27 protein-coding genes are annotated in these 23563 nt (G+C 70.3%); 14 read left to right on the top strand and 13 right to left on the bottom strand.

Annotated features, from left to right (window positions below; translation table 11 throughout):
• The first annotated feature begins 22 nt into the window (after positions 1-22).
• Both QM720_RS10825 and QM720_RS10830 read left to right on the top strand, forming a co-directional pair.
• Positions 23-556 (top strand): GNAT family N-acetyltransferase, encoded by a 534-nt coding sequence (locus QM720_RS10825; RefSeq protein ID WP_415126409.1) that lies wholly within the window; start codon positions 23-25, stop codon positions 554-556.
• 95 nt (positions 557-651) lie between these two features.
• Positions 652-1623 carry an NAD-dependent epimerase/dehydratase family protein gene (locus tag QM720_RS10830; RefSeq protein WP_415126411.1) on the top strand — a complete coding sequence of 324 codons (972 nt, stop codon included), beginning with the start codon at positions 652-654 and terminating at the stop codon, positions 1621-1623.
• A 159-nt stretch (positions 1624-1782) separates the two neighbouring features.
• Here QM720_RS10830 and QM720_RS10835 read toward each other — a convergent pair whose 3' ends face one another.
• From QM720_RS10835 to QM720_RS10860, 6 genes are all read right to left on the bottom strand, one after another.
• Positions 1783-3087 (bottom strand): DUF222 domain-containing protein, encoded by a 1305-nt coding sequence (locus QM720_RS10835; RefSeq protein WP_415126413.1) that lies wholly within the window; start codon positions 3085-3087, stop codon positions 1783-1785.
• A gap of 98 nt (positions 3088-3185) precedes the next feature.
• On the bottom strand, positions 3186-4784 hold the full coding sequence (abc-f, locus tag QM720_RS10840; RefSeq protein ID WP_415126415.1) for a ribosomal protection-like ABC-F family protein: 1599 nt from the start codon (positions 4782-4784) through the stop codon (positions 3186-3188).
• 65 nt (positions 4785-4849) lie between these two features.
• Positions 4850-5731, bottom strand: a complete 882-nt coding sequence (locus QM720_RS10845) for an SURF1 family protein (protein ID WP_415126417.1) — start codon at positions 5729-5731, stop codon at positions 4850-4852.
• A complete protein-coding gene (locus tag QM720_RS10850) occupies positions 5728-5931 on the bottom strand; it encodes a hypothetical protein (RefSeq protein ID WP_415126419.1) in 204 nt (67 codons plus the stop codon). Before QM720_RS10850 ends, QM720_RS10845 begins: the two co-directional genes overlap by 4 nt.
• Positions 5928-6284, bottom strand: a complete 357-nt coding sequence (locus tag QM720_RS10855; protein WP_415126421.1) for a DUF3099 domain-containing protein — start codon at positions 6282-6284, stop codon at positions 5928-5930. Before QM720_RS10855 ends, QM720_RS10850 begins: the two co-directional genes overlap by 4 nt.
• A 51-nt stretch (positions 6285-6335) precedes the next feature.
• Positions 6336-6950 (bottom strand): DUF4190 domain-containing protein, encoded by a 615-nt coding sequence (locus tag QM720_RS10860; protein ID WP_415126423.1) that lies wholly within the window; start codon positions 6948-6950, stop codon positions 6336-6338.
• 95 nt (positions 6951-7045) lie between these two features.
• On the opposite strand from QM720_RS10860, the gene QM720_RS10865 reads away from it, so the two are divergent.
• Positions 7046-7756, top strand: coding sequence for a beta-ketoacyl-ACP reductase (locus tag QM720_RS10865; RefSeq protein WP_415126425.1), 711 nt, complete (start codon positions 7046-7048; stop codon positions 7754-7756).
• Between the two features lie 123 nt (positions 7757-7879).
• On the opposite strand, the gene QM720_RS10870 is transcribed toward QM720_RS10865, so the two are convergent.
• The 3 genes from QM720_RS10870 to glgC are packed head-to-tail and all read right to left on the bottom strand — an operon-like array spanning position 7880 to position 10545.
• The gene (locus QM720_RS10870) at positions 7880-8584 is read right to left on the bottom strand and encodes an alpha/beta fold hydrolase (RefSeq protein WP_415126427.1); all 705 of its coding nucleotides are present in this window, start codon (positions 8582-8584) and stop codon (positions 7880-7882) included.
• A 33-nt stretch (positions 8585-8617) separates the two neighbouring features.
• Positions 8618-9253, bottom strand: coding sequence for a phosphoserine phosphatase SerB (gene serB / locus QM720_RS10875; RefSeq protein ID WP_415126429.1), 636 nt, complete (start codon positions 9251-9253; stop codon positions 8618-8620).
• 47 nt (positions 9254-9300) lie between these two features.
• A complete protein-coding gene (glgC, locus tag QM720_RS10880; RefSeq protein WP_415126431.1) occupies positions 9301-10545 on the bottom strand; it encodes a glucose-1-phosphate adenylyltransferase in 1245 nt (414 codons plus the stop codon).
• A 46-nt stretch (positions 10546-10591) separates the two neighbouring features.
• Between glgC and glgA the strand changes: the two genes are divergently transcribed.
• The 3 genes from glgA (at position 10592) to QM720_RS10895 (ending at position 12951) form a co-directional block, all read left to right on the top strand.
• Positions 10592-11791, top strand: coding sequence for a glycogen synthase (gene glgA / locus QM720_RS10885; protein WP_415126433.1), 1200 nt, complete (start codon positions 10592-10594; stop codon positions 11789-11791).
• Positions 11792-11800: 9 nt separating this feature from the next.
• On the top strand, positions 11801-12601 hold the full coding sequence (locus tag QM720_RS10890) for an ABC transporter ATP-binding protein (protein ID WP_415126435.1): 801 nt from the start codon (positions 11801-11803) through the stop codon (positions 12599-12601).
• Positions 12602-12699: 98 nt separating this feature from the next.
• Positions 12700-12951: a type B 50S ribosomal protein L31 gene (locus QM720_RS10895; RefSeq protein ID WP_054683186.1), complete on the top strand. Its 252-nt coding sequence runs from the start codon at positions 12700-12702 to the stop codon at positions 12949-12951.
• A gap of 79 nt (positions 12952-13030) precedes the next feature.
• Here QM720_RS10895 and QM720_RS10900 read toward each other — a convergent pair whose 3' ends face one another.
• The gene (locus QM720_RS10900) at positions 13031-13801 is read right to left on the bottom strand and encodes an exonuclease domain-containing protein (protein WP_415126438.1); all 771 of its coding nucleotides are present in this window, start codon (positions 13799-13801) and stop codon (positions 13031-13033) included.
• A 119-nt stretch (positions 13802-13920) separates the two neighbouring features.
• Positions 13921-14520, bottom strand: a complete 600-nt coding sequence (locus tag QM720_RS10905; RefSeq protein WP_415126440.1) for a TetR/AcrR family transcriptional regulator — start codon at positions 14518-14520, stop codon at positions 13921-13923.
• 25 nt (positions 14521-14545) lie between these two features.
• Between QM720_RS10905 and QM720_RS10910 the strand changes: the two genes are divergently transcribed.
• The 4 genes from QM720_RS10910 to QM720_RS10925 all read left to right on the top strand — a co-directional run bounded on the left by QM720_RS10910 (position 14546) and on the right by QM720_RS10925 (position 17873).
• On the top strand, positions 14546-15517 hold the full coding sequence (locus tag QM720_RS10910) for a CPBP family intramembrane glutamic endopeptidase (RefSeq protein WP_415126442.1): 972 nt from the start codon (positions 14546-14548) through the stop codon (positions 15515-15517).
• A gap of 109 nt (positions 15518-15626) precedes the next feature.
• Positions 15627-16196 carry a helix-turn-helix domain-containing protein gene (locus QM720_RS10915; RefSeq protein WP_415126444.1) on the top strand — a complete coding sequence of 190 codons (570 nt, stop codon included), beginning with the start codon at positions 15627-15629 and terminating at the stop codon, positions 16194-16196.
• Positions 16193-16807: a hypothetical protein gene (locus tag QM720_RS10920; protein ID WP_415126446.1), complete on the top strand. Its 615-nt coding sequence runs from the start codon at positions 16193-16195 to the stop codon at positions 16805-16807. Before QM720_RS10915 ends, QM720_RS10920 begins: the two co-directional genes overlap by 4 nt.
• Before the next feature lie 166 nt (positions 16808-16973).
• Positions 16974-17873 carry an alpha/beta fold hydrolase gene (locus tag QM720_RS10925; protein WP_415126448.1) on the top strand — a complete coding sequence of 300 codons (900 nt, stop codon included), beginning with the start codon at positions 16974-16976 and terminating at the stop codon, positions 17871-17873.
• On the opposite strand, the gene QM720_RS10930 is transcribed toward QM720_RS10925, so the two are convergent.
• A complete protein-coding gene (locus QM720_RS10930; RefSeq protein WP_415126450.1) occupies positions 17833-18387 on the bottom strand; it encodes a CGNR zinc finger domain-containing protein in 555 nt (184 codons plus the stop codon). The two genes, QM720_RS10925 and QM720_RS10930, sit on opposite strands and share 41 nt — an antisense overlap.
• A 69-nt stretch (positions 18388-18456) precedes the next feature.
• On the opposite strand from QM720_RS10930, the gene QM720_RS10935 reads away from it, so the two are divergent.
• Positions 18457-19431, top strand: coding sequence for an EamA family transporter (locus QM720_RS10935; RefSeq protein WP_415126452.1), 975 nt, complete (start codon positions 18457-18459; stop codon positions 19429-19431).
• On the opposite strand, the gene QM720_RS10940 is transcribed toward QM720_RS10935, so the two are convergent.
• On the bottom strand, positions 19414-19896 hold the full coding sequence (locus QM720_RS10940) for an Lrp/AsnC family transcriptional regulator (RefSeq protein WP_415126454.1): 483 nt from the start codon (positions 19894-19896) through the stop codon (positions 19414-19416). The genes QM720_RS10935 and QM720_RS10940 overlap by 18 nt on opposite strands.
• A 181-nt stretch (positions 19897-20077) precedes the next feature.
• On the opposite strand from QM720_RS10940, the gene QM720_RS10945 reads away from it, so the two are divergent.
• The 3 genes from QM720_RS10945 to QM720_RS10955 are packed head-to-tail and all read left to right on the top strand — an operon-like array spanning position 20078 to position 23558.
• Positions 20078-21193, top strand: a complete 1116-nt coding sequence (locus QM720_RS10945; RefSeq protein WP_415126456.1) for a thiamine pyrophosphate-dependent dehydrogenase E1 component subunit alpha — start codon at positions 20078-20080, stop codon at positions 21191-21193.
• Positions 21193-22203, top strand: coding sequence for an alpha-ketoacid dehydrogenase subunit beta (locus QM720_RS10950; protein ID WP_415126458.1), 1011 nt, complete (start codon positions 21193-21195; stop codon positions 22201-22203). The genes QM720_RS10945 and QM720_RS10950 overlap by 1 nt, the downstream gene beginning before the upstream one ends.
• Positions 22200-23558 carry a dihydrolipoamide acetyltransferase family protein gene (locus QM720_RS10955; protein ID WP_415126460.1) on the top strand — a complete coding sequence of 453 codons (1359 nt, stop codon included), beginning with the start codon at positions 22200-22202 and terminating at the stop codon, positions 23556-23558. Before QM720_RS10950 ends, QM720_RS10955 begins: the two co-directional genes overlap by 4 nt.
• The last annotated feature ends 5 nt before the right edge of the window (positions 23559-23563 follow it).

Genomic DNA, 23563 nt, shown 5'->3' on the forward strand with positions numbered 1-23563 from the left:
TGCCGACAGGTATCGTCGCCGTATGACCGGCACGCCTCTCGTTCGAACGCCGGTGCCGGCGGATGCCGCGGGCATGGCTCGCGTGCACGTCGCCTCGTGGCGCGAGACCTATCGTGGCCTCATGCGCGACGACCTGCTCGACGCGCCCGACTTCGAGGAGCGCCAGGTGCGCTTCTGGACCGCGGCTCTCACCGAGCCGCGGTATCGCGACCGGCGGTTCGCGGTCGCCGAGCTCGCCGGAGACATCGTCGGGATCGCCCTCTCGGGGCCGCGGCTGGGCGCCGACGATGCCGAGCTCCCCGGCCTCCAGCTGTACATCCTGTATCTGCTCCGCGCGCACCACGGCACCGGGGCAGGCGGGCTGCTGCTCGACGCCGTCGTGCCGCCGGGCGCCGCGGCGCTGCTGTGGGTCGCCGACCCCAATCCCCGCGCGCAGGCGTTCTACCGCCGCAACGGCTTCGTCGCCGACGGTGCCGAGCAGGAGGAGTTCGGCATCCGCGAGATCCGGATGGTCCGGGCCGCTGAGCCGCGGCAGCACGTGCCAAACGCAGGGTGAAAAGACCGCCGGAGGGTGATTTCGGGCCGAGAACTGCGGTTCGCCCTGCATTTGGCACACGGTTCGCCGATCACGGGCGCCGATAGGCTGACCCGATGGCGGCGCGGCGCGTACTGATCCTGGGCGGAACCGGCTGGCTCGGACGGCACGTGGCGGCCGCGGCCGTTGCAGACGGGGCCGAGGTGGTGTGCCTGGCCCGCGGTGAGTCGGGGGCGGTGCCGGAGGGTGCGCGTCTGGTGCGTGCCGACCGGCGGGACGCCGACGCCTATCGCGCGGTGTCCGGCCACTGGGACGAAGTGGTCGAGCTCGCCTATGAGCCGACCCTGGTGACCTCGGCGCTGCGCGCGCTCGCCGCCGACGCCGCGCACTGGACGCTCGTGTCGACGGTGTCGGTGTACGCGCGGGCCGACGAGGCGGGTGCCGACGAGTCCGCCGAACTCGTCGAACCGGCCGATCCGACCGGCTACGCGGATGCGAAGGTGGCCGCCGAGCGTGTGACCCTCGCGGCGGTGGGGGATCGGCTGTTCGTGTCGCGACCGGGTCTGATCGCGGGCCCCGGGGATCCGAGCGACCGGTTCGGCTACTGGCCGGCCCGATTCCGGCGCGGGGGGACGGCGCTGGCGCCGATCCTGGCGGATCGCTTCGTCCAGGTGATCGACGTGCGGGATCTTGCGCTCTCCCTCAGGGAGGCCGGCAGCCGGCGTCTGGCGGGTGTCGTGAACGCGGTCGGGACTCCGGTGCCGATGGCGGCGGCGTTCGCCGAGATGTCGGCGCTCGCCGGCTTCGGTGGCGAGGTCGTCGAGATCGACGACGACCGGCTGCTCGCGGCGGGCGTGACCTACTGGGCGGGCCCATCGTCCCTGCCGCTGTGGCTGCCCGCCGAAGACGTCGGCTTCGTGCAGCGCAGCGGCGCCGCGTATCTGCGGGCCGGTGGCCGGTTGCGTCCGTTCGGCGAGACGATCGCCGACGTCCTGACGGACGAGGCGGAGCGCGGGCTCGATCGGCCGCGCCGCTGCGGCCTCACGGCCGCCGAGGAAGCGGAGACGCTGCGGCTGCTTCGCCACTGAGGCCGGGCCGAGGATGCGGATGCCGGATAACGTCGCGCCCGGGCGGCGAGAACCGGGCGGGTTCCAGCGGCGTATGTCGTCGGAGACACCGCGACGGTGCCGCGGAGACGGTGGTGGACGTGGCGGTCCCACAGTGCAGCGGCGCACGGGGCGTGTGTCTCAGAACGGTGGTGGATCGGTGTCGGTGGTGAAGGCGACGTGGGGTGGGGTGCGGTCGGGGTAGTGCCGTCCGGTGGGGCTGGTCCAGGTGATGGTGCCGTCGGGTTGTTTTCGGGTGGTCCAGGTGGTGTGGTGTTTGAGGACGTGGTGTCGGCGGCATTTGTCGGTGAGGTTGTCTGCGTTGGTGGGGCCGCCGCGTGCGGCGTCGTGGATGTGGTCGAGGTCGCAGCGGCGGGTGGGCATCATGCAGCCGGGGAACCGGCACCGTTGGTCGATGGCGCGGAGGTAGCGGCGGAGGTCGGCGGAGGGTCGGTAGCGGTCTACGGCGAGGACGGCTCCGGTGATCGGGTGGGTGAGGATCCGGTCCCACCCGGGGGATGCCCCCACGAGTTGCAGCGCGGTCGCGGTGTCGATGGGCTGCACGCCGTCGAGCATCGCGGGGTCCAGCTGTGCAGCGTCGAGCACGCCGTCGTGGGTGGTGGGGTGGCTGCTTGTGTTGGCGAGGGTGAGGGCGGGGACGGTGACGTGGATCTCGGCGGTGATCGTGCCGAGCAGTTGTGCGGGTTCGTGCGCTGTGGGTGTGCCGGACAGGGCGAGGTCGCAGAGCAGGTCGGCGCGCAGGTGGTCGAGGGTGCGCGGATCGTCGGGGTCGGTCGTGGTCACGGTGCGGGCTTGGTGGGTGAGGCGGTCGTGGATGCCGTGGATCAGGGTGGATGCGGCGACGAGCGTCAGCTGGGACATCGCATCGTCGAGATCGGATACGTCGACGCGGCGGCCCGCAGTCGCATCCTGGTGTCGCTCCTGGAGGGTGCGGGGGAGCAGGCGTTCCGCGGTCAGCCGTGCGTAGCCTTTCAGTCGTGAGGGGGATTCTTGTTCGGCGACGGTGAGTACGGCGGTCTCGAACCGGGCGCGGACCTCGTCGTCTGTGATGCGGTGCCCGGCGTCGACGATGACGTGCACGTGCGCGCGGCTGATCCGGCCCGTCGTGAGGGCGTCGAGTGTGCGGGGGAATCGTTCGGCGAGGATGCTGGCCTGGCCCAGCTGCCGTTGCACGGTGCGGTCCGACACGCGCAACGCCGCGCCGATCTCGGCGGCGACGTCCCGCATCGGGAGGTCACCGTCACTGCGTGACGCGTCCACCCGTTCCTGGGCGAGGGTGTTCGCGGCGTGCAGCAGCTGCGCCTCCAGCGCCTGGAACGCCGCGATCCCGCGGCGCGTTTCGACCAGGGATGTCACGAGATGGTCGAGCATCACCAGGTCCGGCGCCGTCAACGACAGACCCGCCCGGCGCGATATCTCGTTCATACCTTCGATTATGCCGAGAGCCTCCGACATCGCCTCAGCCACATCAGCCGGTGCACGCCACGCCGGAGAGCCGGCGGGCGCCGGAAAGCCGAACCGCGCTAGGCCAGAGTGATGAGGTCCACGTAGTCGCGGCCCCAGATGTCCTCGACGCCGTCGGGGAGGATGAGCACGCGCTCGGGGTTCAGCGCCTGCACGGCGCCCTCGTCGTGCGAGACGAGCACGACGGCGCCCTCGTAGTGGGCCAGCGCGCCGAGGATCTCCTCGCGCGAGGCCGGATCGAGGTTGTTCGTCGGCTCGTCGAGCAGCAGCATGTTCGCCGACGAGACGACGAGGGTCGCCAGCGACAGGCGCGTCTTCTCACCCCCGGAGAGCACGCCGGCGGGCTTGAGCACGTCGTCGCCGGTGAACAGGAACGACCCGAGCACCTTGCGCGCCTCGGTGGCGCCTATGTCGGGCGCCGCCGACATCATGTTCTCCAGCACCGAGCGGTTCACGTCGAGGTTCTCGTGCTCCTGCGCGTAGTACCCGATCTTGAGGCCGTGTCCCGGCTCGAGCTGCCCCGTGTCGGGCTGGTCCACCCCGGCGAGGATGCGCAGCAGCGTCGTCTTGCCGGCGCCGTTCAGGCCCAGCACGACGACCTTCGAGCCGCGGTCGATCGCGAGGTCGACGTCGGTGAAGATCTCCAGCGACCCGTACGACTTCGACAGCCCCGACGCCATCAGCGGCGTCTTGCCGCAGGGCGCGGGCTTGGGGAAGCGGAGCTTGGCGACCCGGTCTTCCTGGCGCACCTCTTCGAGGCCCGACAGCATCTTCTCGGCGCGGGCGACCATCTGATGCGCGGCGGCGGCCTTCGTCGCCTTCGCGCCGAAGCGGGCGGCCTGCAGCTGCAGCGCGCTCGCCTTCTTCTCGATGTTGGCGCGCTCCTTCTTGCGCCGGTCCTCGTCGGCCACCCGCTGGCGCAGGTAGTTCTTCCAGTTCATGTTGTAGATGTCGATGACCTGGCGCATGGCGTCGAGGTAGAAGACGCGGTTGACGGTCTCGCCGACGAGCTCGACGTCGTGGCTGATGACGATGAGACCGCCCTTGTAGTTCTTCAGGAACTCGCGCAGCCACACGACGCTGTCGGCGTCGAGGTGGTTGGTCGGCTCGTCGAGGATCATCGTCTGCGCATCCGAGAACAGGATGCGGGCCAGCTCGATGCGGCGCCGCTGACCGCCCGACAGCGTCTTCAGCGGCTGGTCGAGGATGCGGTCGGGCAGCGAGAGGTTGTGCGCGATGGATGCCGCCTCCGCCTCCGCGGCGTATCCGCCGAGCGCCTCGAACCGCTCGGTGAGGTTGCCGTAGCGGCGCATCGCCTTCGCGGCGACGGTGTCGTCGGCGTCGCCCATCTGCAGCGAGGCCTCGTGCATCTGCAGGGCGAGGCTGCCGAGTCCGCGCGCGTCGAGGATGCGGGTGCGCGCGAGCATCTCGGGGTCGCCCGAGCGGGGATCCTGCGGCAGATAGCCGAGCTCGCCGGACCGGTCGACCTTGCCGTCGGCGGGGATGAGATCGCCGGCGAGCACCTTCGTCAGGGTCGTCTTGCCGGCCCCGTTGCGACCGACGAGGCCGATCTTGTCGCCGTCGGACACGCGGAACGACACGTCCGACATGAGCGTGCGGGCGCCCACGCGGATCTCGAGGTCGTGCACGGCGAGCACAGCGGACGTCCGTTCTTCAGGGAGTGGGAAGCGGCACCGGATGCGTCACGGGCCGGAGAGAGAGTCTACCGGGGGCCGGGCGTCAGCTCGTCGAGCAGGGCGTCCTCGTCCCGCATGTCGCGGTCGCGCGGGCGGGCATCCCGGGTGCGCCGTGTCGGTGGGGATGCCGCGGCGCCCTCGATGTCGGCGGCTGTCGCCGCGGCATCCTCCGCGTCTTCACGGCGGTGGCGCAGTTCGGTGCGGATCATGTACCAGATGAAGACGAAGCCCATGACGGCGAACAGGATCCACTGGATCGCGTACGACAGGTGCGGGCCGGGATCCTCCGACGGAGACTCCATGGGGTTCGGCGCGGTGGCCGGTGCCGGGTCTTCCGAGACGAGCCAGCCGTAGGCGGTGGTGATCGTGTCCGGCTCGCCGATCGTGTCCGCGACGAGGGGCAGGTTGATCGTCGGCACCTGGCCCTCGGGGGCGGTGCGACCGGAGCTCGGCAGGGGCTCGCCGGGCTTGAGGCGCGCGACGACCGTCACCTGGCCCGCGGGCGCGGCCGGCACGACGTCGGGATCGTTCTGCCGCTCGCCGGGCATGAGCCAGCCGCGGTCGACGATGAACACCGTCCCGTCGGCCCCGCGGAAGGGGACCAGCACCTCGAACGTGCTGGTGCCGCCGTGGGCGCGGTTGCGGACGAGCAGCGTCTGGTCGGTGAGGTACTCGCCGACGAGGGTCACCGGGCGCCACTGGTCGCCGTCGTCGAACGCCGAGGTGGTCGTGACCAGGTCGGCCAGCGGCACCGGGTCGGCGTCGTAGTTCGCGGCGATGAGGGCGAGCTGGTGCTCGCGGTCGGCGTTGCGGGTGAACTGCCAGTTCGACAGGTAGGCGCAGGCGATGGCGAAGGCGATGGCGACGACGACGTAGCCGCTCCAGCGCAGCGCCGCGCGGCGGTTCACGAGACCCCCTCGGTATCGAACGCGACGACCTCGACGGGGAACTCCCGCGCCGCGAGGTAGTCGCGCAGATACGCGACGTGCTCGTCGCACGCCGCCCAGATCTTGCGCCGGTCGGCGGAGTGGATGCGCGGATTGCGCCAGAGAACCTGCCAGCGCGCGTCGGCCCGGCATCCGGCGCGCGAGCAGATGCGATCGCTCACGACGCGCCCGGAGCCGTGGTCTTCGACGGCGACTCCTGGATGCGGATGACGTCCGACACGGGCGCGGCAGGGCCGGCCTCGCCCGGTGGGGCCTCGATCGCCCGCTCGGGGGAGGTGGCGCGCTCGGCCGGCGACGAGGCGACGTTGGCGATCACGACGGCGACGTACGGCAGGAAGCACGCGCCGAGCGCGAGGACGAACGTGTACCAGCCGTAGGGTGTGATCATCACCATTGCGACGAAGCACGCGACCCGGATCGCCATCATCGTGAAGTACTTGGTCATGCGGGTGTGCGCGTCGTCGCGCGGTGCGCGCGGCAGCGAGGTCGCAGACTGGGCAGGGGAGTGCTTCACGGTGCTTCCAGCCTACGCCGCATGCGGCGCGCCGGATCCGCGCCCGGGCGCTCAGGTGTAGTCGCGGAACGTGCCGTAGAAGAACAGCGGGGCCAGGATGAAGATCAGGAACAGCGCCACGATCCCCACCCCGATCCATCCCACGATGATGGCGGTCAGAGCCAGCCCCCGGCCGCCTTCGCCGGTGCGCTTGATCTGACCGAGCGCCATGTGGCCGAGGATCGCCCCGACGAGCCCGCCGATCAGCGGCAGAACCCACACGAAACCCAGGATCGACAGGATCATCGACACGATCGACATCGTGTTCGTCTTGGGTCCGGCGTACGCGTAGGGTGCGGCGCCGTACGCGGGCGCCCCGTAGCCGGCCTGCGGCGCGGCGTAACCCTGCGGCGTCCCGTAGCCCTGCGCTGCTCCGTACGGCGGGGGCGTCGCATAGCCCTGCGCCGGAGGCTGCGACGCCGGGGACGACGGCGGCTGGTAGACCGGCGCCGCGGCGGGCGCGGTTGCGTACGACGGCGCCGTCGGGGCGACGTACGGTGCCGCGGGCGGCGCGTACGTCGGCGGGTCCAGCGGAAGCGTCGGCTGGGTCTCGTTCGCCGGCACAGCGGCGGACGGTGCGGCATCGGCCCGCACGGCATCAGAGGGGGTGTTCGCGGCATCGGTCATGGAGGGCTCCTGTCTCGCACCGCCAGCCTACCCGGCCGCGCCGGGCCGGCGCTCTCGCCCGGTAGGCTGGCGACGTCCCCGCCGATTGGAGCACCATGTCTCACGACCGAGTCGTCCTCGTCACCGGCGGCAACCGCGGCATCGGGCGCGCGATCGCCGAGCGTTTCGTCGCCGCCGGGTACCGCACCGCGGTCACGGCGCGTTCGGGCGAGGGACCGGAGGGAACCCTGACCGTCCGCGCCGACGTCACCGATGCGGCCTCGCTGGATGCCGCCTTCACCGAGGTCGAGCAGCGGCTCGGGCCGGTGGAGGTCGTGGTCGCGAACGCCGGCATCACCAAGGACACGCTGCTGCTGCGCATGACCGAGGACGACTTCGACTCCGTCGTCGCGACGAACCTGGGCGGGACGTTCCGGGTCGTCAAGCGGGCGTCGAAGGGGATGCTGCGCGCCAGATGGGGCCGCGTCATCCTCATCTCCAGCGTCGTCGGGCTGTACGGCTCGCCGGGGCAGATCAACTACTCGTCGTCGAAGGCGGCGCTCGTGGGCTTCGCCCGGTCGCTGACGCGCGAGCTCGGCGGTCGCGGCATCACCGCGAACGTCGTCGCACCGGGCTTCATCGAGACCGACATGACGGCGGAGCTGCCGGAGCAGACGCAGGCCGAGTACAAGCGGAACATCCCCGCCGGCCGCTTCGCGACGGCCGACGAGGTCGCCGGCGTCGTGGTGTGGCTCGCCTCCGAGGATGCCGCCTACATCTCCGGCGCCGTCATCCCGGTCGACGGCGGCCTCGGCATGGGCCACTGACCGGTCGGCCGCACGTTTCTCCGTTTCGTCTCGCTCGCTGCGCTCGCTCGCTCAACGACCGGGAAGTGGGCACCCGGTCGTTCTTCCGGGCGTTGAGCGAGCGGAGCGAGACGAAACGCAGGCTCAGCGTCCGGTGCGCTGGACGGCGGCGGTGATCACCTCGGCCAGGCGCTGCGGCTGCGAGAACTGCGGCCAGTGGCCGGTGCCGAGCTTCACGATCTCGGTGTCGGCGATCGCGGCGAACTCGTCGTAGTACCGACCCCACTGCTGCACGAACTCTCGGAACTCCGCCTCGTCGAACGGGCCGGAGAGCACCGTGACCGGCACCGCATAGCGACGTTCGTCGTGCAGGTGGATCGGATCGGTCGGGACACGTCCGGGCACGTCGAACGTGTTCGATGCCGTGGCCGCGCGGGTCTCGTCGTCGAGGTCGGCGACGTCGGGCTCATCGAAGAAGTCCCACCCGGGGAAGGGCACGACCCCGTCGACCAGGTCGAATTCGGAGATCGCGCCGCCGTCGAACGGCACCGCCGTGTCGACGAGGATCACCCGCGCCACCCGATCGGGTCGTGCATCGGCGGCACCCCATGCGACGTTGCCTCCACCGCTGTGCCCGACCACGACGACCGGCCCGTCGGCGGCGTCGATCTCGGCGACGACGGCATCCACCCAGTCGGCGATGCCGATCTCCGCGCTCTCGGATGCCGGCGCCCCCACTCCGGGCATCGTGAGCGGTCGCGGATTCAGCCCCGCCGCCCGCAGTGCGGGAACCACACCGTCCCACGAGGATGCGTCGAGCCAGAGACCGGGGACGAGAATGATGTCCATGTGCGTGAGCGTACGCGCAGGCTCCGACACGTCCTACGGCAGCAGCGGGATCACCTGACGCAGGTCGACGTCGCCGATCACGAGGTCGGCGGCCGCGCGCACGGCGGGCTTCGCGTTGAAGGCGAGCCCGAGCCCGGCGGCATCCATCATCCGCAGATCGTTCGCGCCGTCGCCGATCGCGATCGTGCAGGCCCGCGGCACTCCCGCAGACGCTGCCCACTCCCGCAGCGCCGCGGCCTTGCCGGCGGCATCCACGATCTCGCCGTCGACGGCACCCGTCAGTACGCCCTCCGAGACGGCCAGCCGGTTGGCGCGCCACACGTCGACCCCGAGCGACGGGGCGACCGTGTCGAGCACCTCGTGGAACCCGCCCGACACCACGGCGGCCACGCCGCCGCGGGAGTGGATCGCGGCGATCAGTTCGGCAGCTCCCGGCGTCGGCTCGACCCGGGCGAGCACCCGCGCGAACGCCGACAGCGGCACGCCGGCCAGCGCCTCGACGCGCGAGCGCAGGCTCGTCGTGAAGTCGACCTCGCCGCGCATCGCCGCCTCGGTCGCGGCGGCGACCTCGGCGCCGCGACCGGCCTCGTCGGCGATCAGCTCGATGACTTCGTTGCGCAGCAGGGTGGAGTCGGCGTCGAACACGACGAGGAAGCGGGCGTCAGGCACCCGTCAAACCTACCGTCGCGTGCACCGCCGGCCGCGCAGGAAGACCCTCACCGCGTGACGCGCACGCCCTTGCCGACGACCGTGATGCCGCTGTCGGTCACGGTGAACCCGCGCGCGAGATCGAGCTCCCGATCCACGCCGACCGTCGCGCCCGGCTCGAGCACGACGTTCTTGTCGAGGATCGCGCGATGCACCCGCGCACCCGACCCGACGTCGACGTGGTCGAACAGGACGGCATCCGTGATCGTCGAGCCGCCGGCCGCGAGCGTCCAGGGGCCGACGACCGACCGCTCCAGGTGCGTGCCCGACAGCACCGAGCCGAGCGACACGATCGAGTCGATCGCGTTGCCCATGCGGCCCACGCTGTCGCGGACGAACTTCGCCGGCGGCGAGTTGATCGCCTGCGAGTGGATCGGCCAGTCCATGTTGTACAGGTTGAACACCGGCAGCGTGGAGATGAGATCCATGTGCGCGTCGAAGAACGAGTCGATCGTCCCCACGTCGCGCCAGTAGTCCCGGTCGCGTTCGGTGGAACCCGGCACGTCGTTGCGCTTGAAGTCGTAGACGGCGGCCTCGCCGCGCCCCACGAAGTAGGGGATGATGTCGCCGCCCATGTCGTGATTCGACCCCGACAGCTCGCCGTCCTCCTCGACGGCCGCGATCAGCGCGTCGGCGTCGAAGATGTAGTTGCCCATCGACGCCAGCACCTCGTGCGGCGAGTCGGGCAGGCCCACCGGGTTCTGCGGCTTCTCCAGGAACTCCCGGATGCTGGTGGGGTCCTCGGGGTCGACGTCGATGACGCCGAACTGGTTCGCGAGCGAGATTGGCTGACGGATGCCGGCCACCGTCGCCTTCGCACCCGAGGCGATGTGCGCCTGGAGCATCTGGTCGAAGTCCATCCGGTAGACGTGGTCGGCGCCGATCACCATGACGATGTCGGGCTTCTCGTCGTAGATGAGGTTCAGCGACTGCAGGATCGCGTCGGCGGAGCCGGAGAACCATCGCTTGCCCAGCCGCTGCTGGGCCGGCACCGACGTGACGTACGAGTTCAGCAGGGCCGACATCCGCCACGTCTGCGAGATGTGCCGGTCGAGGCTGTGCGACTTGTACTGGGTCAGCACGACGATCTGACGCAGCCCCGAGTTGATGAGATTCGAGATCGCGAAGTCGATCAATCGGTACTGTCCCCCGAAGGGCACGGCGGGTTTGGCGCGATCGACCGTGAGGGGCATCAATCGCTTCCCCTCGCCACCGGCGAGGATGATTCCGAAGATCTTGGGTGCTGCTGGCATGGCACCACACTATGCCGAGGATGCCGTCTGTACTAGCGTTCGTGACATGCGAGTCGACATCGTCACGAAGGAGTATCCGCCGGAGATCTACGGCGGTGCAGGTGTGCACGTCACGGAATTGGTGAAGGCGTTGCGCGCGCTGCCCGAGCTCGAGGTGCAGGTGCGGGCGTTCGGCGCCGAGCGCGACGAGCCGGACACGTCCGCGTACGGCGTTCCGGCGGAGCTGTCGGCGGCCAACGCCGCCATCCAGACGCTCGGCACCGACCTGGAGATCGTCGGAGACGTCGCGGGGGCTCACGTCGTGCATTCGCACACCTGGTACGCCAACTTCGCGGGCTTTCTCGCTTCGCTGCTGCACGGCATCCCGCACATCGTCACGGCGCACTCGCTCGAGCCGTTGCGGCCCTGGAAGGCCGAGCAGCTCGGCGGCGGCTACGCAGTGTCGAGCTACGTCGAGAAGACCGCGTACGAACAGGCCGCCGCCGTCGTCGCTGTCAGCGACGGGATGCGGCGCGACATCCTGCGCAGCTACCCGGACCTCGACCCGGCGAAGGTGCGCGTGATCTACAACGGCATCGACGTCGAGTCGTGGCGTCCGGTCAGCGACGACGCCCTCCTGGAGCGGTACGGCATCGACCCGAACAAGCCGTCGGTCGTGTTCGTCGGCCGCATCACGCGGCAGAAGGGTCTGCCGTACTTCCTGCGGGCCGCGGCCCGGTTGCCGCAGGACGTGCAGGTGATCTTGTGCGCGGGCGCTCCCGACACGCCGCAGATCATGGCCGAGGTGGAGGGTCTCGTGCGCGACCTGCAGGCCGAGCGCGACGGCGTCGTGTGGATCGACGAGTTCCTGCAGCGCGACCAGCTGTGCGCGATTCTCACGTCGGCGACGACGTTCGTCTGCCCGAGCATCTACGAGCCGCTGGGGATCGTGAACCTCGAGGCCATGGCGTGCGGCGCCGCCGTCGTCGGGACGGCGACCGGCGGCATCCCCGAGGTCGTCGTCGACGGCGTCACCGGTCGGCTCGTGCCGATCGACCAGGTGCAGGACGGCACCGGTACGCCCACCGATCCGGAGAGATTCGTCGCCGACCTCGCGGCGGCGCTCACCGAGGTCGTGTCCGACCCGGAGCGGGCCAGGGCCTGGGGCGAGGCGGGGCGGGAACGCGCGGCGACGGCGTTCAGCTGGCAGGCGATCGCGGATGCCACGGCCGCGCTGTACCGCGAGGTCAGCGGGACCGCCCGATAGGCTGGGGGCATGCCCCAGGTCCTCGAATTCGCCGACGTCGTCGTCCGCCGCAACGCCCGCAACATCGTCGACCACATCGGCTGGAGCGTCACCGACGACCAGCGCTGGGTCGTGCTCGGGCCCAACGGCGCCGGCAAGACGACGATCCTGCAGCTCGCGTCGACCCTCCTGCACGCTACGTCGGGTGAGGTGACGATCCTCGACGAGCGGATGGGGCACACCGACGTGTTCGAACTGCGCCCGCGCATCGGCTTCGCCTCGTCGGCGATGGCTCGCCGCGTGCCGCCGGACGAGACGGTGATCGACGTCGTGCTGACGGCCGCCTTCTCGGTGCTCGGCCGGTGGAACGAGACGTACGAGGCGATCGACGAGAAGCGCGCCCGCCGCGTGCTGGCCGAGTGGAAGCTCGAGCACCTCGCCGAGCGCACGTTCGGCACCCTGTCCGACGGCGAGCAGAAGCGCGTGCAGATCGCCCGCGCCGTCATGACCGACCCCGAGCTGCTGCTGCTCGACGAGCCCACCGCGAGCCTCGATCTCGGCGCGCGGGAAGAGCTGCTGGCGCTGCTGGGCGGCTACGCGGCCGAGCCGACGACGCCGGCCATGGTCATGGTGACGCACCACGTGGAGGAGATTCCCGTCGGTTTCACCCACGTGCTGCTGCTGCGCGACGGGGGAGTCGTCGCGGCCGGCCCGCTCGCCGAGACGCTGACGGCCGAGAACCTGTCCGCCACCTTCGGCATGCCGATCGCGCTCACCGAGGTCGACGGCCGGTATGCGGCGCGTGCCACGGCATCCGCAGAGAGTTCCTGAGCCGGCCTGCGGGCTGATAGACTCGACCTTTGGTGCATTCGCACCGCAGACTTTCCGCGCCCTGGCAAAATCCAGGGCACCTCTGGATAGGAACCCACATGAAGACTGACATCCACCCCGAGTACCAGGCCGTCGTGTTCCGCGACCTCGGTTCCGGCGAGACGTTCCTGACTCGTTCGACGGTCACGAGCGACAAGACGATCGAGCTGGACGGCGTGACCTACCCGGTCATCGACGTCGAGATCTCGTCGGCCTCGCACCCGTTCTACACGGGCAAGCAGCGCATCATGGACTCGGCCGGCCGCGTCGAGAAGTTCAACCAGCGCTTCAAGAACTTCGGCTCGAAGTAATCCAGCCACCTCGAGAACCCCGCTTCGGCGGGGTTCTCGTCGTTTCCGGCCCCGGTGGGCCGCCGCGGGGTTGTCGGGCTCAGCGGATGGGCCAGCTGCCGTCGAGGGATTCCGACGGGTCGAGGCGGCCGATCCGGATGAAGTGGTCGGTGAGGCTCTCGGCCTGCGCCCGGGCCCAGCCGATCTGCTGCGCGTGCAGCTCGTGCGGCGAGGCGTCGAGCCCGAACCGCTCCACGAGCGCCTGCGCGACCCGGCCCGCGGCGATCGCGTCGGCGGCGGCATCGTGCGCGCCGAGCAGCGGCACGGCGTAGTGCGCGGCGACGGCCTCCAGCGTGCGTTTGCCCTTGCGGAAACGGTCGTGCGCCTTGTCGAGCACGAGCGGGTCGATCACCGGCGCGGGGGAGTCGATCGGCGTGACGCCGTGCCGCACCGCCTCGTGCTTGAGCAGCGAGAAGTCGAACGGCGCGTTGTACGCGACGACCGGGATGCCGGCGTCGAACAGCTCGCGCAGCGCCGCGACGATCTCGGCCACGACGACGGATGCCGGTCGCCCGTGCGCACGGGCGTGCTCGGTCGCGATGCCGTGCACCGCCGTCGCGCCCTCCGGGATTGCGATGCCCGGATCGGCCAGCCAGGAGTGCGAGCGCAGGGCCGCGCCGTCCGGCCCCAGCAGCCCGACGTGCGCCGTGACGATGCGATCGTGCTCGACGTCGACGCCGGTCGTCTCCAGATCGAAGACGCCGACGGTGTCCCTCCACCGCGGTGCCGTCTCGGACACCGGTGCCTCCGCGGCGGGCGCGGCGAGCTGCGGGAGGTCGTCCCAGAGGGGAACCTGCTGCCAGTGGTCCATGTCAACGACGCTAGGGGCGACCGCCGACATCGCGCCGGGCGCCACGCCGCAGTGGCGCGGTCGGCTCTTGCGTCTCGAAGCCCTCGCGCGTACGAGTGCCGGGGGAGGTGGCGCGTAGCTCAGGCAGGGTCCGCGTCACGAAGTCTCGCGATGCCGTCCAGCACGAGTTCCAGGCCTACATCGAAAGTCCTCGTGAATGGATACTCGGCGGCGTTGACGTAGTGACCCGCCAGTTCGGCGATGCGAGGATGACGGCTCAGATTCATCGCTTGCGCTACCTGACCGGCTGTGTCTTCGAGGCCGGCGGTGGCGAGCATGATCCGTTGGAGCGCAGCGCCGTAGACGAACGCGTCGAGAACGGCATAGGCATTGGCTGTCGCCTCGAGCGAGAAACCAGACGTACGCAGCACGTCGAGCACGGCCTCGTGGCCTGCCAGGTTGGCCGCCCCCGGATCGACCCGCGTTTCCATCACCGGCAGCGCCCATGGGTGCCGCCCCAGTGCGTCCCACAGCGACCGCGACCGGCGAGCGAGTTCTTCTCGCCAGTCCGCGCCGGTTCGAGGGACGTAGACCTCCGTGTGCACCACGTCGATGAGCGCGTCGAGCAATTCCTCTTTCGTGGCGATGTGGTGGTACAGCGACATGGGTCGCACGCCCAGTTCAACGGCCAGCCCTCGCATGGTGACGGCGTCTAGGCCCGACGAGTCCGCGATCTTCACCGCCGCAGGGAACGGTCGCGAGGGCATGACCGACAGCCGCCTCCGACCCGCAGCCACACTCGACAAGCCTGATCCGACCGGGGCGCGAGAGGCGAAACAATACTCGCTTGGACGCATTCTCGGTATCTGGGCCGCCACGACCATTCCGATGGCATCGCTTGCCTGGCTCGTGTGGCCGCTGCTCAGGAATGCGACCGACCTGAACGCGGGAATGCTCTTCTGGCTCCTCATGGTCGCGGGCATGGTGTGGCAATTCGTCCTTTCGCTCATCGTCCTTCGCCGCGAACTGGGAACACTCCGGTGGTCGGTTGTCGCCCCGCGAATCTGGGCGCAGCAGCCGAGGAATCCGCGAACCGGACTGCAGTCGCCGCGTTCGTGGTGGGCGCTCGTGCCCATCACCATCGTCTTTGCCGCGCTCACGTTCGCCAGCGAGTTGCTTGGTCCTGTGTTTGATGCGCTCGGCTGGGTCGCTCCGCAGGGCACAGACGCACGACAGCTCGCGAGCCCAGAGTTCGTTGGGCAGTGGTGGATCTTGGGCGTCGCGGTCGTCAGCTTCGCGTTGAACCACCTCCTCGGCGAAGAACTCCTCTTCCGCGGAGTATTGCCACCGAAGATGCGCGGCGCATTCGGCAAGTGGGACTGGTTCATGAACAACGTTCTCTTCGCGGCGTACCACCTGCACAAGATCTGGGCGCTACCGCACGATCTGGTTCTCGATCATCCTCCACAGCATCGAAGGCATCGTCCTGATCGTCATGGTTTACGCGGTGGTCAGCCTGATTTGTTGTTGCTTTCTGATTTTCGGCGTGGCGATCCCCGAGTGGTTCGTGATCGTCGGTCGATGGATCCCCGCGATCGTCGCGATCATCGTGCTGCGAGCATCCCGCTTGGAAGGCCGACTCGTCACCTGGTTCGGTTTGCAGCCGGGAGGGTGGCGTCGCATGCTCGGCGGCAGCGCTGCCAGCGCTCCCTTCTTCGACGACTCACGACACGTTGACATCCGCGCTGTCAACACGTGGAGTCCGTTGCGGCGCAGTGACGGTTCTCGTGAGCCTGCCTGAATGACCGACTCGGTGTTATCGTTTTAGATAACAGAAGGAGAGGCCGTGATTCACGAGACACTGCGACGCGCGCGGGCCAATTCGTCGTTGACTCTTCGCGCCCTTGCTGAGCGAACGGGTATCGCTGCGGCGAATCTCTCTGTCATCGAGAATGGACGCCGCGATCCGACCGCCACCACCGCGGAGCGGGTAGCGCGCGCGCTCGGAGTTGAGCTTGTAGCGCTGAACACGAGGGGGCGAGTGACGGCGGCAGCGACTGCGGACGCCATCGCACGCGCCGCAAGCCCACAGGTCGCGTACCGTGCGTTTCTTCAGCTCGCCAACGATCTCGAGGCTGCATCCGCCTTCGATCGAGTGATCCTGGCTGCAGAGGAGCCCGTCGCAACTAGCACGCGATGGGATGATGCGATCGCGGGCCTCGTCGAGTGGCTCCTCGTGAAGCGGGATGCGCCGGTTCCCGATTGGGTATCCGATCGTACCGGTGATGTCGACACGATATGGGAGCCACAGAGGACGAACGTTCCACTTTCGGTGCACGCAGACATTCGACGGGCGCCCGAGCCTCTGCGTCGACGCGGGATCGCGATTGAAGCAGAAGAACTGATCGCAGCGTGACCGAATCACCTCGGTCGAGCCATCTCACGTCGAGCGTCACCCTGACGCGTGACGACATCATTTCCGGGCTGACCGAACTCGTCAAGCGCCTGCATGACGCCGACGCGCCAGCTCGAATTCAACTCGTCGGCGGAGCAGCGATCGCGCTCACCATCAATGCCGACCGTGTCGCGACTCGTGACGTCGACGCGCCCCTGACTCCCGCCGCTGATGTGCTCGCCGCCGCTGAGAAGGTAGCCCTGACGCGCGGATGGCCGATTGACTGGCTCAACGACAAGGCGGCACAGTTCGTCCCCGACGGCTACGGCAGAGCGCCCGAGTGGACGATCATTCACAAGGACCACTTGGTCACGATCGAGGCAGCCAGCCCCGAAACCCTCTTGGCGATGAAGCTTCATGCGGCCCAGCGCCGGCGCCTCCGTGAAGCAGAAGACCTCCTTGCATTGCTGCCGACGTGCGGCATCTCGACCGTCGAAGAAGCTGAGGTACTCTACGCAGACTTCTACCCAGGCGATGAGTTCACCGAGTCCACGGCAAGCATCGTGAGCCGACTTCTCGAGACCCATCCGGCCGCACCACCGACCCCGCCACCGCCGAGGATCGGATCCTGACACCCGTCGGCGCCGCCGCGCGCAGTGCCCGGGACCGACGTTCGCGTGCGTAAGAATCGCGCAAATCTGAACAATCCCGAACGTACCTGGGAGGGGGGACGAATGCTGTCCGGTTCGCACCGCGCTCCTAAGCAGCTGTGCCGGACACACTCCGTAGACTCGTCTGGTGCCCGCACCCTCGCCCTACGCCGACGCCCTCGCGGCGATCCCGGTGGCGCGCCACGAGGTCGCCGTCGCGGGCGGTGTGACGGCGTATTGGGTGTACGGGCCGGCGGATGCCGAGACCACCCTCGTCGCCGTGCACGGCTACCGGGGCGAGCACCACGGGCTCGAACCGGTCGTCGCGTTCCTCGGCGGCATCCGGGTGATCTCGCCCGACCTGCCCGGGTTCGGCGAGACCGCGCCCCTGCCCGACCGGGAGCACGACCTGCAGGCCTACGCCGACTGGCTGACGCAGTTCGTCGCGGCGGTCGCGCCGGGCGCCGTCATCCTCGGGCACTCGTTCGGCTCGATCGTCGTCGCGGCGGCCGTCGCGGGTGGCCTGCCGACGCCGCGGGTGATCCTCGTGAACCCCATCGGCGCGCCGGCGCTGGAGGGGCCGCGCGGCATCCTGACGCGCCTCGCGATCTTCTACTACTGGGCGGGGGCCAAGCTGCCGCGGCGGCTCGGCGACGCGCTGCTGCGCAATCGACTCATCGTGCGCGTCATGAGCGTGTCGATGGCCAAGACGAAAGACCCCGAGCTGCTCGCGTTCGTGCACGACCAGCACGACACCTACTTCTCGCGCTTCAGCGACCGCGACGTGCTGCACGAGGGTTTTCTCGCGTCGGTGTCGAACGACGTGCGCGCCTTCGCGCCGCGCATCGCGCAGCCGACCCTGCTCATCGCGGCGGAGAAGGACGACATCACCCCGATCGAGGCCGAGCGGCACCTGCAGACGCTGTTCCCGGATGCCGAGCTCGTCGAGATCGCCGGGGTGGGTCACCTCATCCACTACGAGACCCCGCGCGCGGCGGCGGCCGCGATCACGCGCTTTCTGACGCCTTCCGCTGACGGTACGCGTTGACGTTCATGCGGTTGCCGCAGTTGCCCTCGTCGCAGTAGCGCTTCGAGCCGTTCTTCGAATAGTCGATGTACACCGAGTCGCAGTCGTCGGCGCTGCACACGCGCACGCGGCTCCACTGGTCGGAGCGGATGACGTCGACGAAGCCCATCGCCGCCTCCACCATGATGCGGGTCGCGAGCGGCGCATCGTCGGTGGCGGCGTGGATGTGCCAGTCGTACCCGTCGTGGATCGCCAGCTGCGGCAGGGCATGTCCGTCGCGCAGCATTGCGTTCACGAGCGGCACGGCCTGTTCGCGGCTGACGCCCCACAGGGCGCGCAGGCGCGGGCGGATCGCCGCGACCGCCGCGACTTCGGCGTCGTCGCGCCGCAGGTCGCCCGTGTACGGGTTGATCGCGAGGTACGCGTCGAGGTCGGCCACGGTCTGCATCCGGTCGTCGCCGTCGAAGCCCGGCAGCGTGTTCACGAGCGAGACGGCGGCGATCAGCGCCTGACGAGTGTCATGAATGAACACCATGTTGACTCCTGAATTGACCGGCGGTACTGTCACCAGTGTAAACAACGGATGCTCATGACAGGACCGCCGGTGACCCACACCGCCCCGCTCGACGTGATCGCGCCCGCGGGAGGGCCCGCGCCGCACCGCCGCACCCTCGGCATCGTCCTCGCCGTCGTCTCGGCGTTCGCGTTCGCCTCCAGCGGCCCGCTCGTCAAGCCCCTGCTCGAGGCCGGGTGGTCGCTGTCGGCCGTCCTCGTCGTGCGGATGGGCCTGCCTGGTCTCATCCTCTCGCCCGCGCTGCTGGCCGCCGTCCGCCGCGAGCGCTCGTTCCTGCGCCGTCACTACCGGTCGCTGCTGGCGTTCGGCCTCATCCCGGTCGCCGGCTGCCAGTTGCTGTTCTTCTCCGCGATGCAGCGGATGCCGGTCGCCGTCGCCCTCCTCATCCAGTACCTCGCACCGGTCATGCTCGTCGGCTTCGTCTGGCTGCGCACGCGCCGCACCCCGTCGCGCCTCGTGATCGTCGGTTCGGTCGTCGCCATCGTCGGGCTCGTGCTCGTCGTCGACATCTCCGGCGCGCGGTTCGACCTGCTCGGCACCCTGCTCGCGTTGGGCGCCGCCGTCTGCGTGTGCGTCTACTTCGTCATGAGCGAGCGCACCGGCGACGACCTGCCGCCGCTCGCCCTCGCCTCCGGCGGGCTGATCGTCGGGGCGGCGACGATGGGCCTGCTCGCCATCACCGGCGTCATGCCGTTCACGGCACCCGAGGTCACGGTGGCCTTCCGCGGGGTGGAGGTGGCCGGCATCCTGCCCCTGCTGTGGGTCGCGGGCGTGGGCACGACCCTCGGCTACGGGCTCGGAGTCATCGCCGTGCCGCGCGTCGGCGCGCGGCTGGCGTCGTTCATCGGGCTCAGCGAAGTGCTGTTCGCGCTCGGCTTCGCGTGGCTGCTGCTCGGCGAGACCCCCGCGCCGATCCAGTTCTTCGGCGGGGCGCTGCTGCTGGCCGGCGTCGTGCTCGTGCGGATGGATGCCGCAGGCGCCGCTTCGTCACCGTCGATCCGCTGACGAGCGCGCCGCCTCCAGGAGAGGCCGGATCCGGTAGCCGATGACCTCGCCCATCACGAGCGAGGTCTCGGTGCGCACGACGCCGTCGATCGCGAGGATGCGGGCATCGACCTCGAACAGGTGCCGCGTGTCGCGCGCGGCGACGCGCACCAGCAGATCGACCTGACCGCTGAGACCGTGCGCCTGGATCACCTCGGGGATCTCGGCCAGCGCCGCGGTGATGCGGGGGAGGTCGGCCTGGTGCACGACGACGCTCACCATGGCCTCGATCGGCATCCCGAGCGCGGCGGGCGCGATCGCCCGCTCGAACGACTGGAACACCCCCGCCCGCTCCAGCCGGGCCAGGCGCGCCTGAACCGTGTTGCGCGAGAGCCCGAGCCGGTCGGCGAGCGCGACGACCGTCGCGCGGTGGTCGTCGGCGAGAGCATCGAGGAGCTCGAGATCGACACGGTCGAGGGGGCTCATGTTGCCCAACAATAGCAGGAAGGGTCGATAACAATTGTGCAACATGCTCAACCATGGCAAGGATGCTTGAGCTAGGTGCGATATCGACGTACCCTTCGAATGTCCGGCGACGACGCCGGGAACCCGGATGCGGGCGCGCCCCACAAGAGCACGCGCCGCGGACAGAAAGGGGCTGGCGACGATGCACACCCTGACCATGGACGATGTCGCGACAGCGCTCGACGACACCGCCCGACTTCTCGCCCCCGACGGCACGCGGCTGCGCGATCCGCGCCTCGACGGCTGGGTCGCCGACCTCGACGCCGCGGCTCTGCGCGGGCTGTATCGCGACATGGCCCTGACCCGCCGGCTCGACGCCGAGGGCCTCGCGCTGCAGCGGCAGGGGCACCTGGGTCTGTGGCCTCCGGCCGAGGGCCAGGAGGCCGTGCAGGTCGCGACCGCCCGCGCGTGCCGCGACGACGACTTCCTCTTCCCGAGCTACCGCGAACTCGGCGTCCTGGTGGTGCGCGGCGCGCAGCCGGCCGACCTCGTCCTGGGCTGGCGCGGCGAGGTGCAGGGCACCTTCGACCCCTACCTGCTGAACGTCGCGACGCCGCAGATCATCATCGGTGCGCAGAGCCTGCACGCCGTCGGGTACGCGATGGGCATCCAGCGCGACGGCGGCGACCAGGTCGCGGTCGCCTACTTCGGCGACGGCGCCACGAGCGAGGGCGACACCGCCGAGGCGATGGTGTTCGGCTCGTCGTTCCAGGCGCCCGTCGTGTTCGTGTGCTCCAACAATCAGTGGGCGATCTCCGAGCCGGTGACGGTGCAGTCGCGGTTCCCCCTCGCGGGCCGCGCGCCGGGATACGGCATCCCGAGCATGCGCGTCGACGGCAACGACGTGCTGGCCTGCACGGCCGCGATGCGCTGGGCGCTCGATCACGCCCGCTCGGGCAGGGGGCCGGTGTTCCTCGAAGCGGTCACGTTCCGGATGGGACCGCACACGACCTCCGACGACCCGACCCGGTACCGCAGCCGCGAACTCGTCGAGAAGTGGCGCGCCCGCGACCCGCTGCACCGCTTCGAGGCGTACCTGCGGGCACTGGGCGAGTGCGACGACGGCTTCCTCGCCGAGGTCCACACCGAGGGCGACGCGCTCGCCGCGCGCATGCGCCAGGCCGCGGTCACCGCCGAGAGCCGGCCCGCCCTCGCCGTCCTCGACCACGTGTACGCCGAGCCGCACTCCGGCATCGACCGGCAGCGCGACCGGTTCGCCGCCTACCTGGAGGGGTTCGCCGACGAGGCGGGTGCGTGATGAGCCAGCTCTCGATGGGCAAGGCCCTCACGGCCGCGATGCGCGTCGCGATGCGCCGCGACGACCGCGTGCTCGTGATGGGTGAGGACATCGGCACGCTGGGGGGCGTCTTCCGCATCACCGACGGCCTGCTCGACGAGTTCGGCCCGAAGCGCGTCATCGACACGCCGCTGGCCGAGTCGGGCATCGTCGGCACGGCGGTCGGGCTCGCCATCCGCGGGTTCCGGCCGATCGTCGAGATCCAGTTCGACGGGTTCGTCTACCCGGCCTTCGACCAGATCGTCAGCCAGGTCGCCAAGCTGCACTACCGCACGCGCGGCCACGTGAAGATGCCGATCACGATCCGCATCCCGTGGGCGGGCGGCGTCGGCGCCGCCGAGCACCACTCCGAGTCGCCCGAGGCCTACTTCGTGCACACTGCGGGCCTGCGGGTCGTCGCCGTGTCGAACCCGCACGACGCCTACACGATGCTGCAGCAGGCCATCGCCTGCGACGACCCGGTCGTCTTCTTCGAGCCCAAGCGGCTCTATCACGCGAAGGGCGACGTCGACCTCGACACCGACATCGCCGACTGCCCGCCGATGGGTCTCGCCCGCGTCGTGCGCGAGGGTGCCGACGTGACGCTCGCGACCTACGGCGCGCAGGTGGTGACGGCGATGGATGCCGCCACCGCCGCGGAGGACGACGACATCTCGATCGAGGTCGTCGACCTGCGCTCGATCTCGCCGGTCGACTACACCACGCTCGCGGCGTCGGTGCGCAAGACCGGGCGCCTCGTCGTCACGCACGAAGCCGGCGGCGAGGCCGGCGTCGGCGCGGAGATCATCGCGAGCGTCGCCGAGCAGTGCTTCACCCACCTCGAGGCCGCGCCGCAGCGCGTCACCGGGCACGACATCCCGTATCCGCCGGCCAAGCTGGAGAAGCACCACCTGCCCGACCTCGACCGCATCCTCGACGCCGTCGACCGGGTGATGGATCGGCCGAACAGTCTCAGCGAGGTGTCGTCGTGATCACCGAGTTCCTGCTGCCGGACCTCGGCGAGGGGCTGCCCGAGGCCGAGGTCGTGCAGTGGCTCGTCGCCGAGGGTGATGCGGTCGCCCTCAACCAGCCGATCGCCGAGGTCGAGACGGCCAAGGCGGTCGTCGAACTGCCCTCGCCGTTCGCCGGGACCGTCTCGGCGCTGCGCGCCACCGCCGGCGACGTCGTCGCGGTCGGCGCGCCGCTCATCGCGTTCGAGGTCGGCGGTGCCGGGTCGCCGGCGGGGGAGGGCTCGACGCCCGTGCCCGCGGCGGGGGAGGCGGAGCAGGCCGTCCCGAACCTCGTCGGCTACGGCGCCGCCCCGCGCCCCGCGGGCCGGCCGCAGCGGCGCGCCCGCGGCGGGCGCCCGGCGACGCGGACGGCCGCCGACGCGGTTCTCGCGGACGCGCCGCACGACATCGTCGCCCCGGCGCCGGCCGACGACCGGCGCCACGAGCGCCCGCGGTCGACCCCGCCGGTGCGGGTGTATGCGAAAGAGCGCGGTGTCGACCTCGCGCTGGTGGAGGCATCCCTCGCGCTGTCCGGCGGGATCATCCGCCGCGAGGACGTGGATCGGTACGTCGAGTCGCTGGCCGCGGCCGCACCCGCGGCCTCCGCGCCGGCGACCGCGCCGCACCCGCGCGGCGACGGCGAGGTGCGCATCCCCATCCGCGGCGTCCGCAAGCACACCGCCGCCGCGATGGTGCGCAGTGCCTTCACGGCTCCGCACGTGACGATCTTCCTCGAGGTCGACGTCACCGCGACGACGCGGCTCGTGGCGGGCCTGCGCGCCGACCCGCGGCTGGCGGATCATCGCATCGGCATCCTGACCGTCGCGGCCAAGGCGGCCTGTCTCGCCCTGCGCGCCGAGCCGAGCCTGAACGCCCGGTGGGACGAGGAGCGCGGCGAGATCGTGCAGTACCGCTTCGTGAACCTGGGCATCGCGGCGGCGACCGAGCGCGGGCTCATCGTCCCGCACATCCCGGATGCCGGCGCGCTGACCCTCGTCGAGCTCGCCGATGCCGTCGGCGAGCTCACACGGGTGGCGCGGGCCGGGCGGACGAGCCCCGCGGCGCTGTCGGGCGGCACGTTCTCGATCACGAACTTCGGCGTGTTCGGGGTCGATGCCGGCACGCCGATCCTGAATCCGGGGGAGGCCGGCATCCTCGGCCTCGGCGCCGTGCGCCGGCGCCCGTGGGAGCACGACGGGCAGCTGGCCCTCCGCGAGGTCATGACCCTCAGCCTGTCGTTCGATCATCGCCTCGTCGACGGCGAGCAGGGCGCGCGGTTCCTGCGTGCGGTGGGCGACGTGCTGACCGATCCCGGGCGGGCGATGCTGTTCGGGTGAGGGGG

Origin of the sequence: Microbacterium sp., from assembly GCF_047602155.1 — a bacterium.
In the GTDB taxonomy this organism is placed as follows: domain Bacteria; phylum Actinomycetota; class Actinomycetes; order Actinomycetales; family Microbacteriaceae; genus Microbacterium.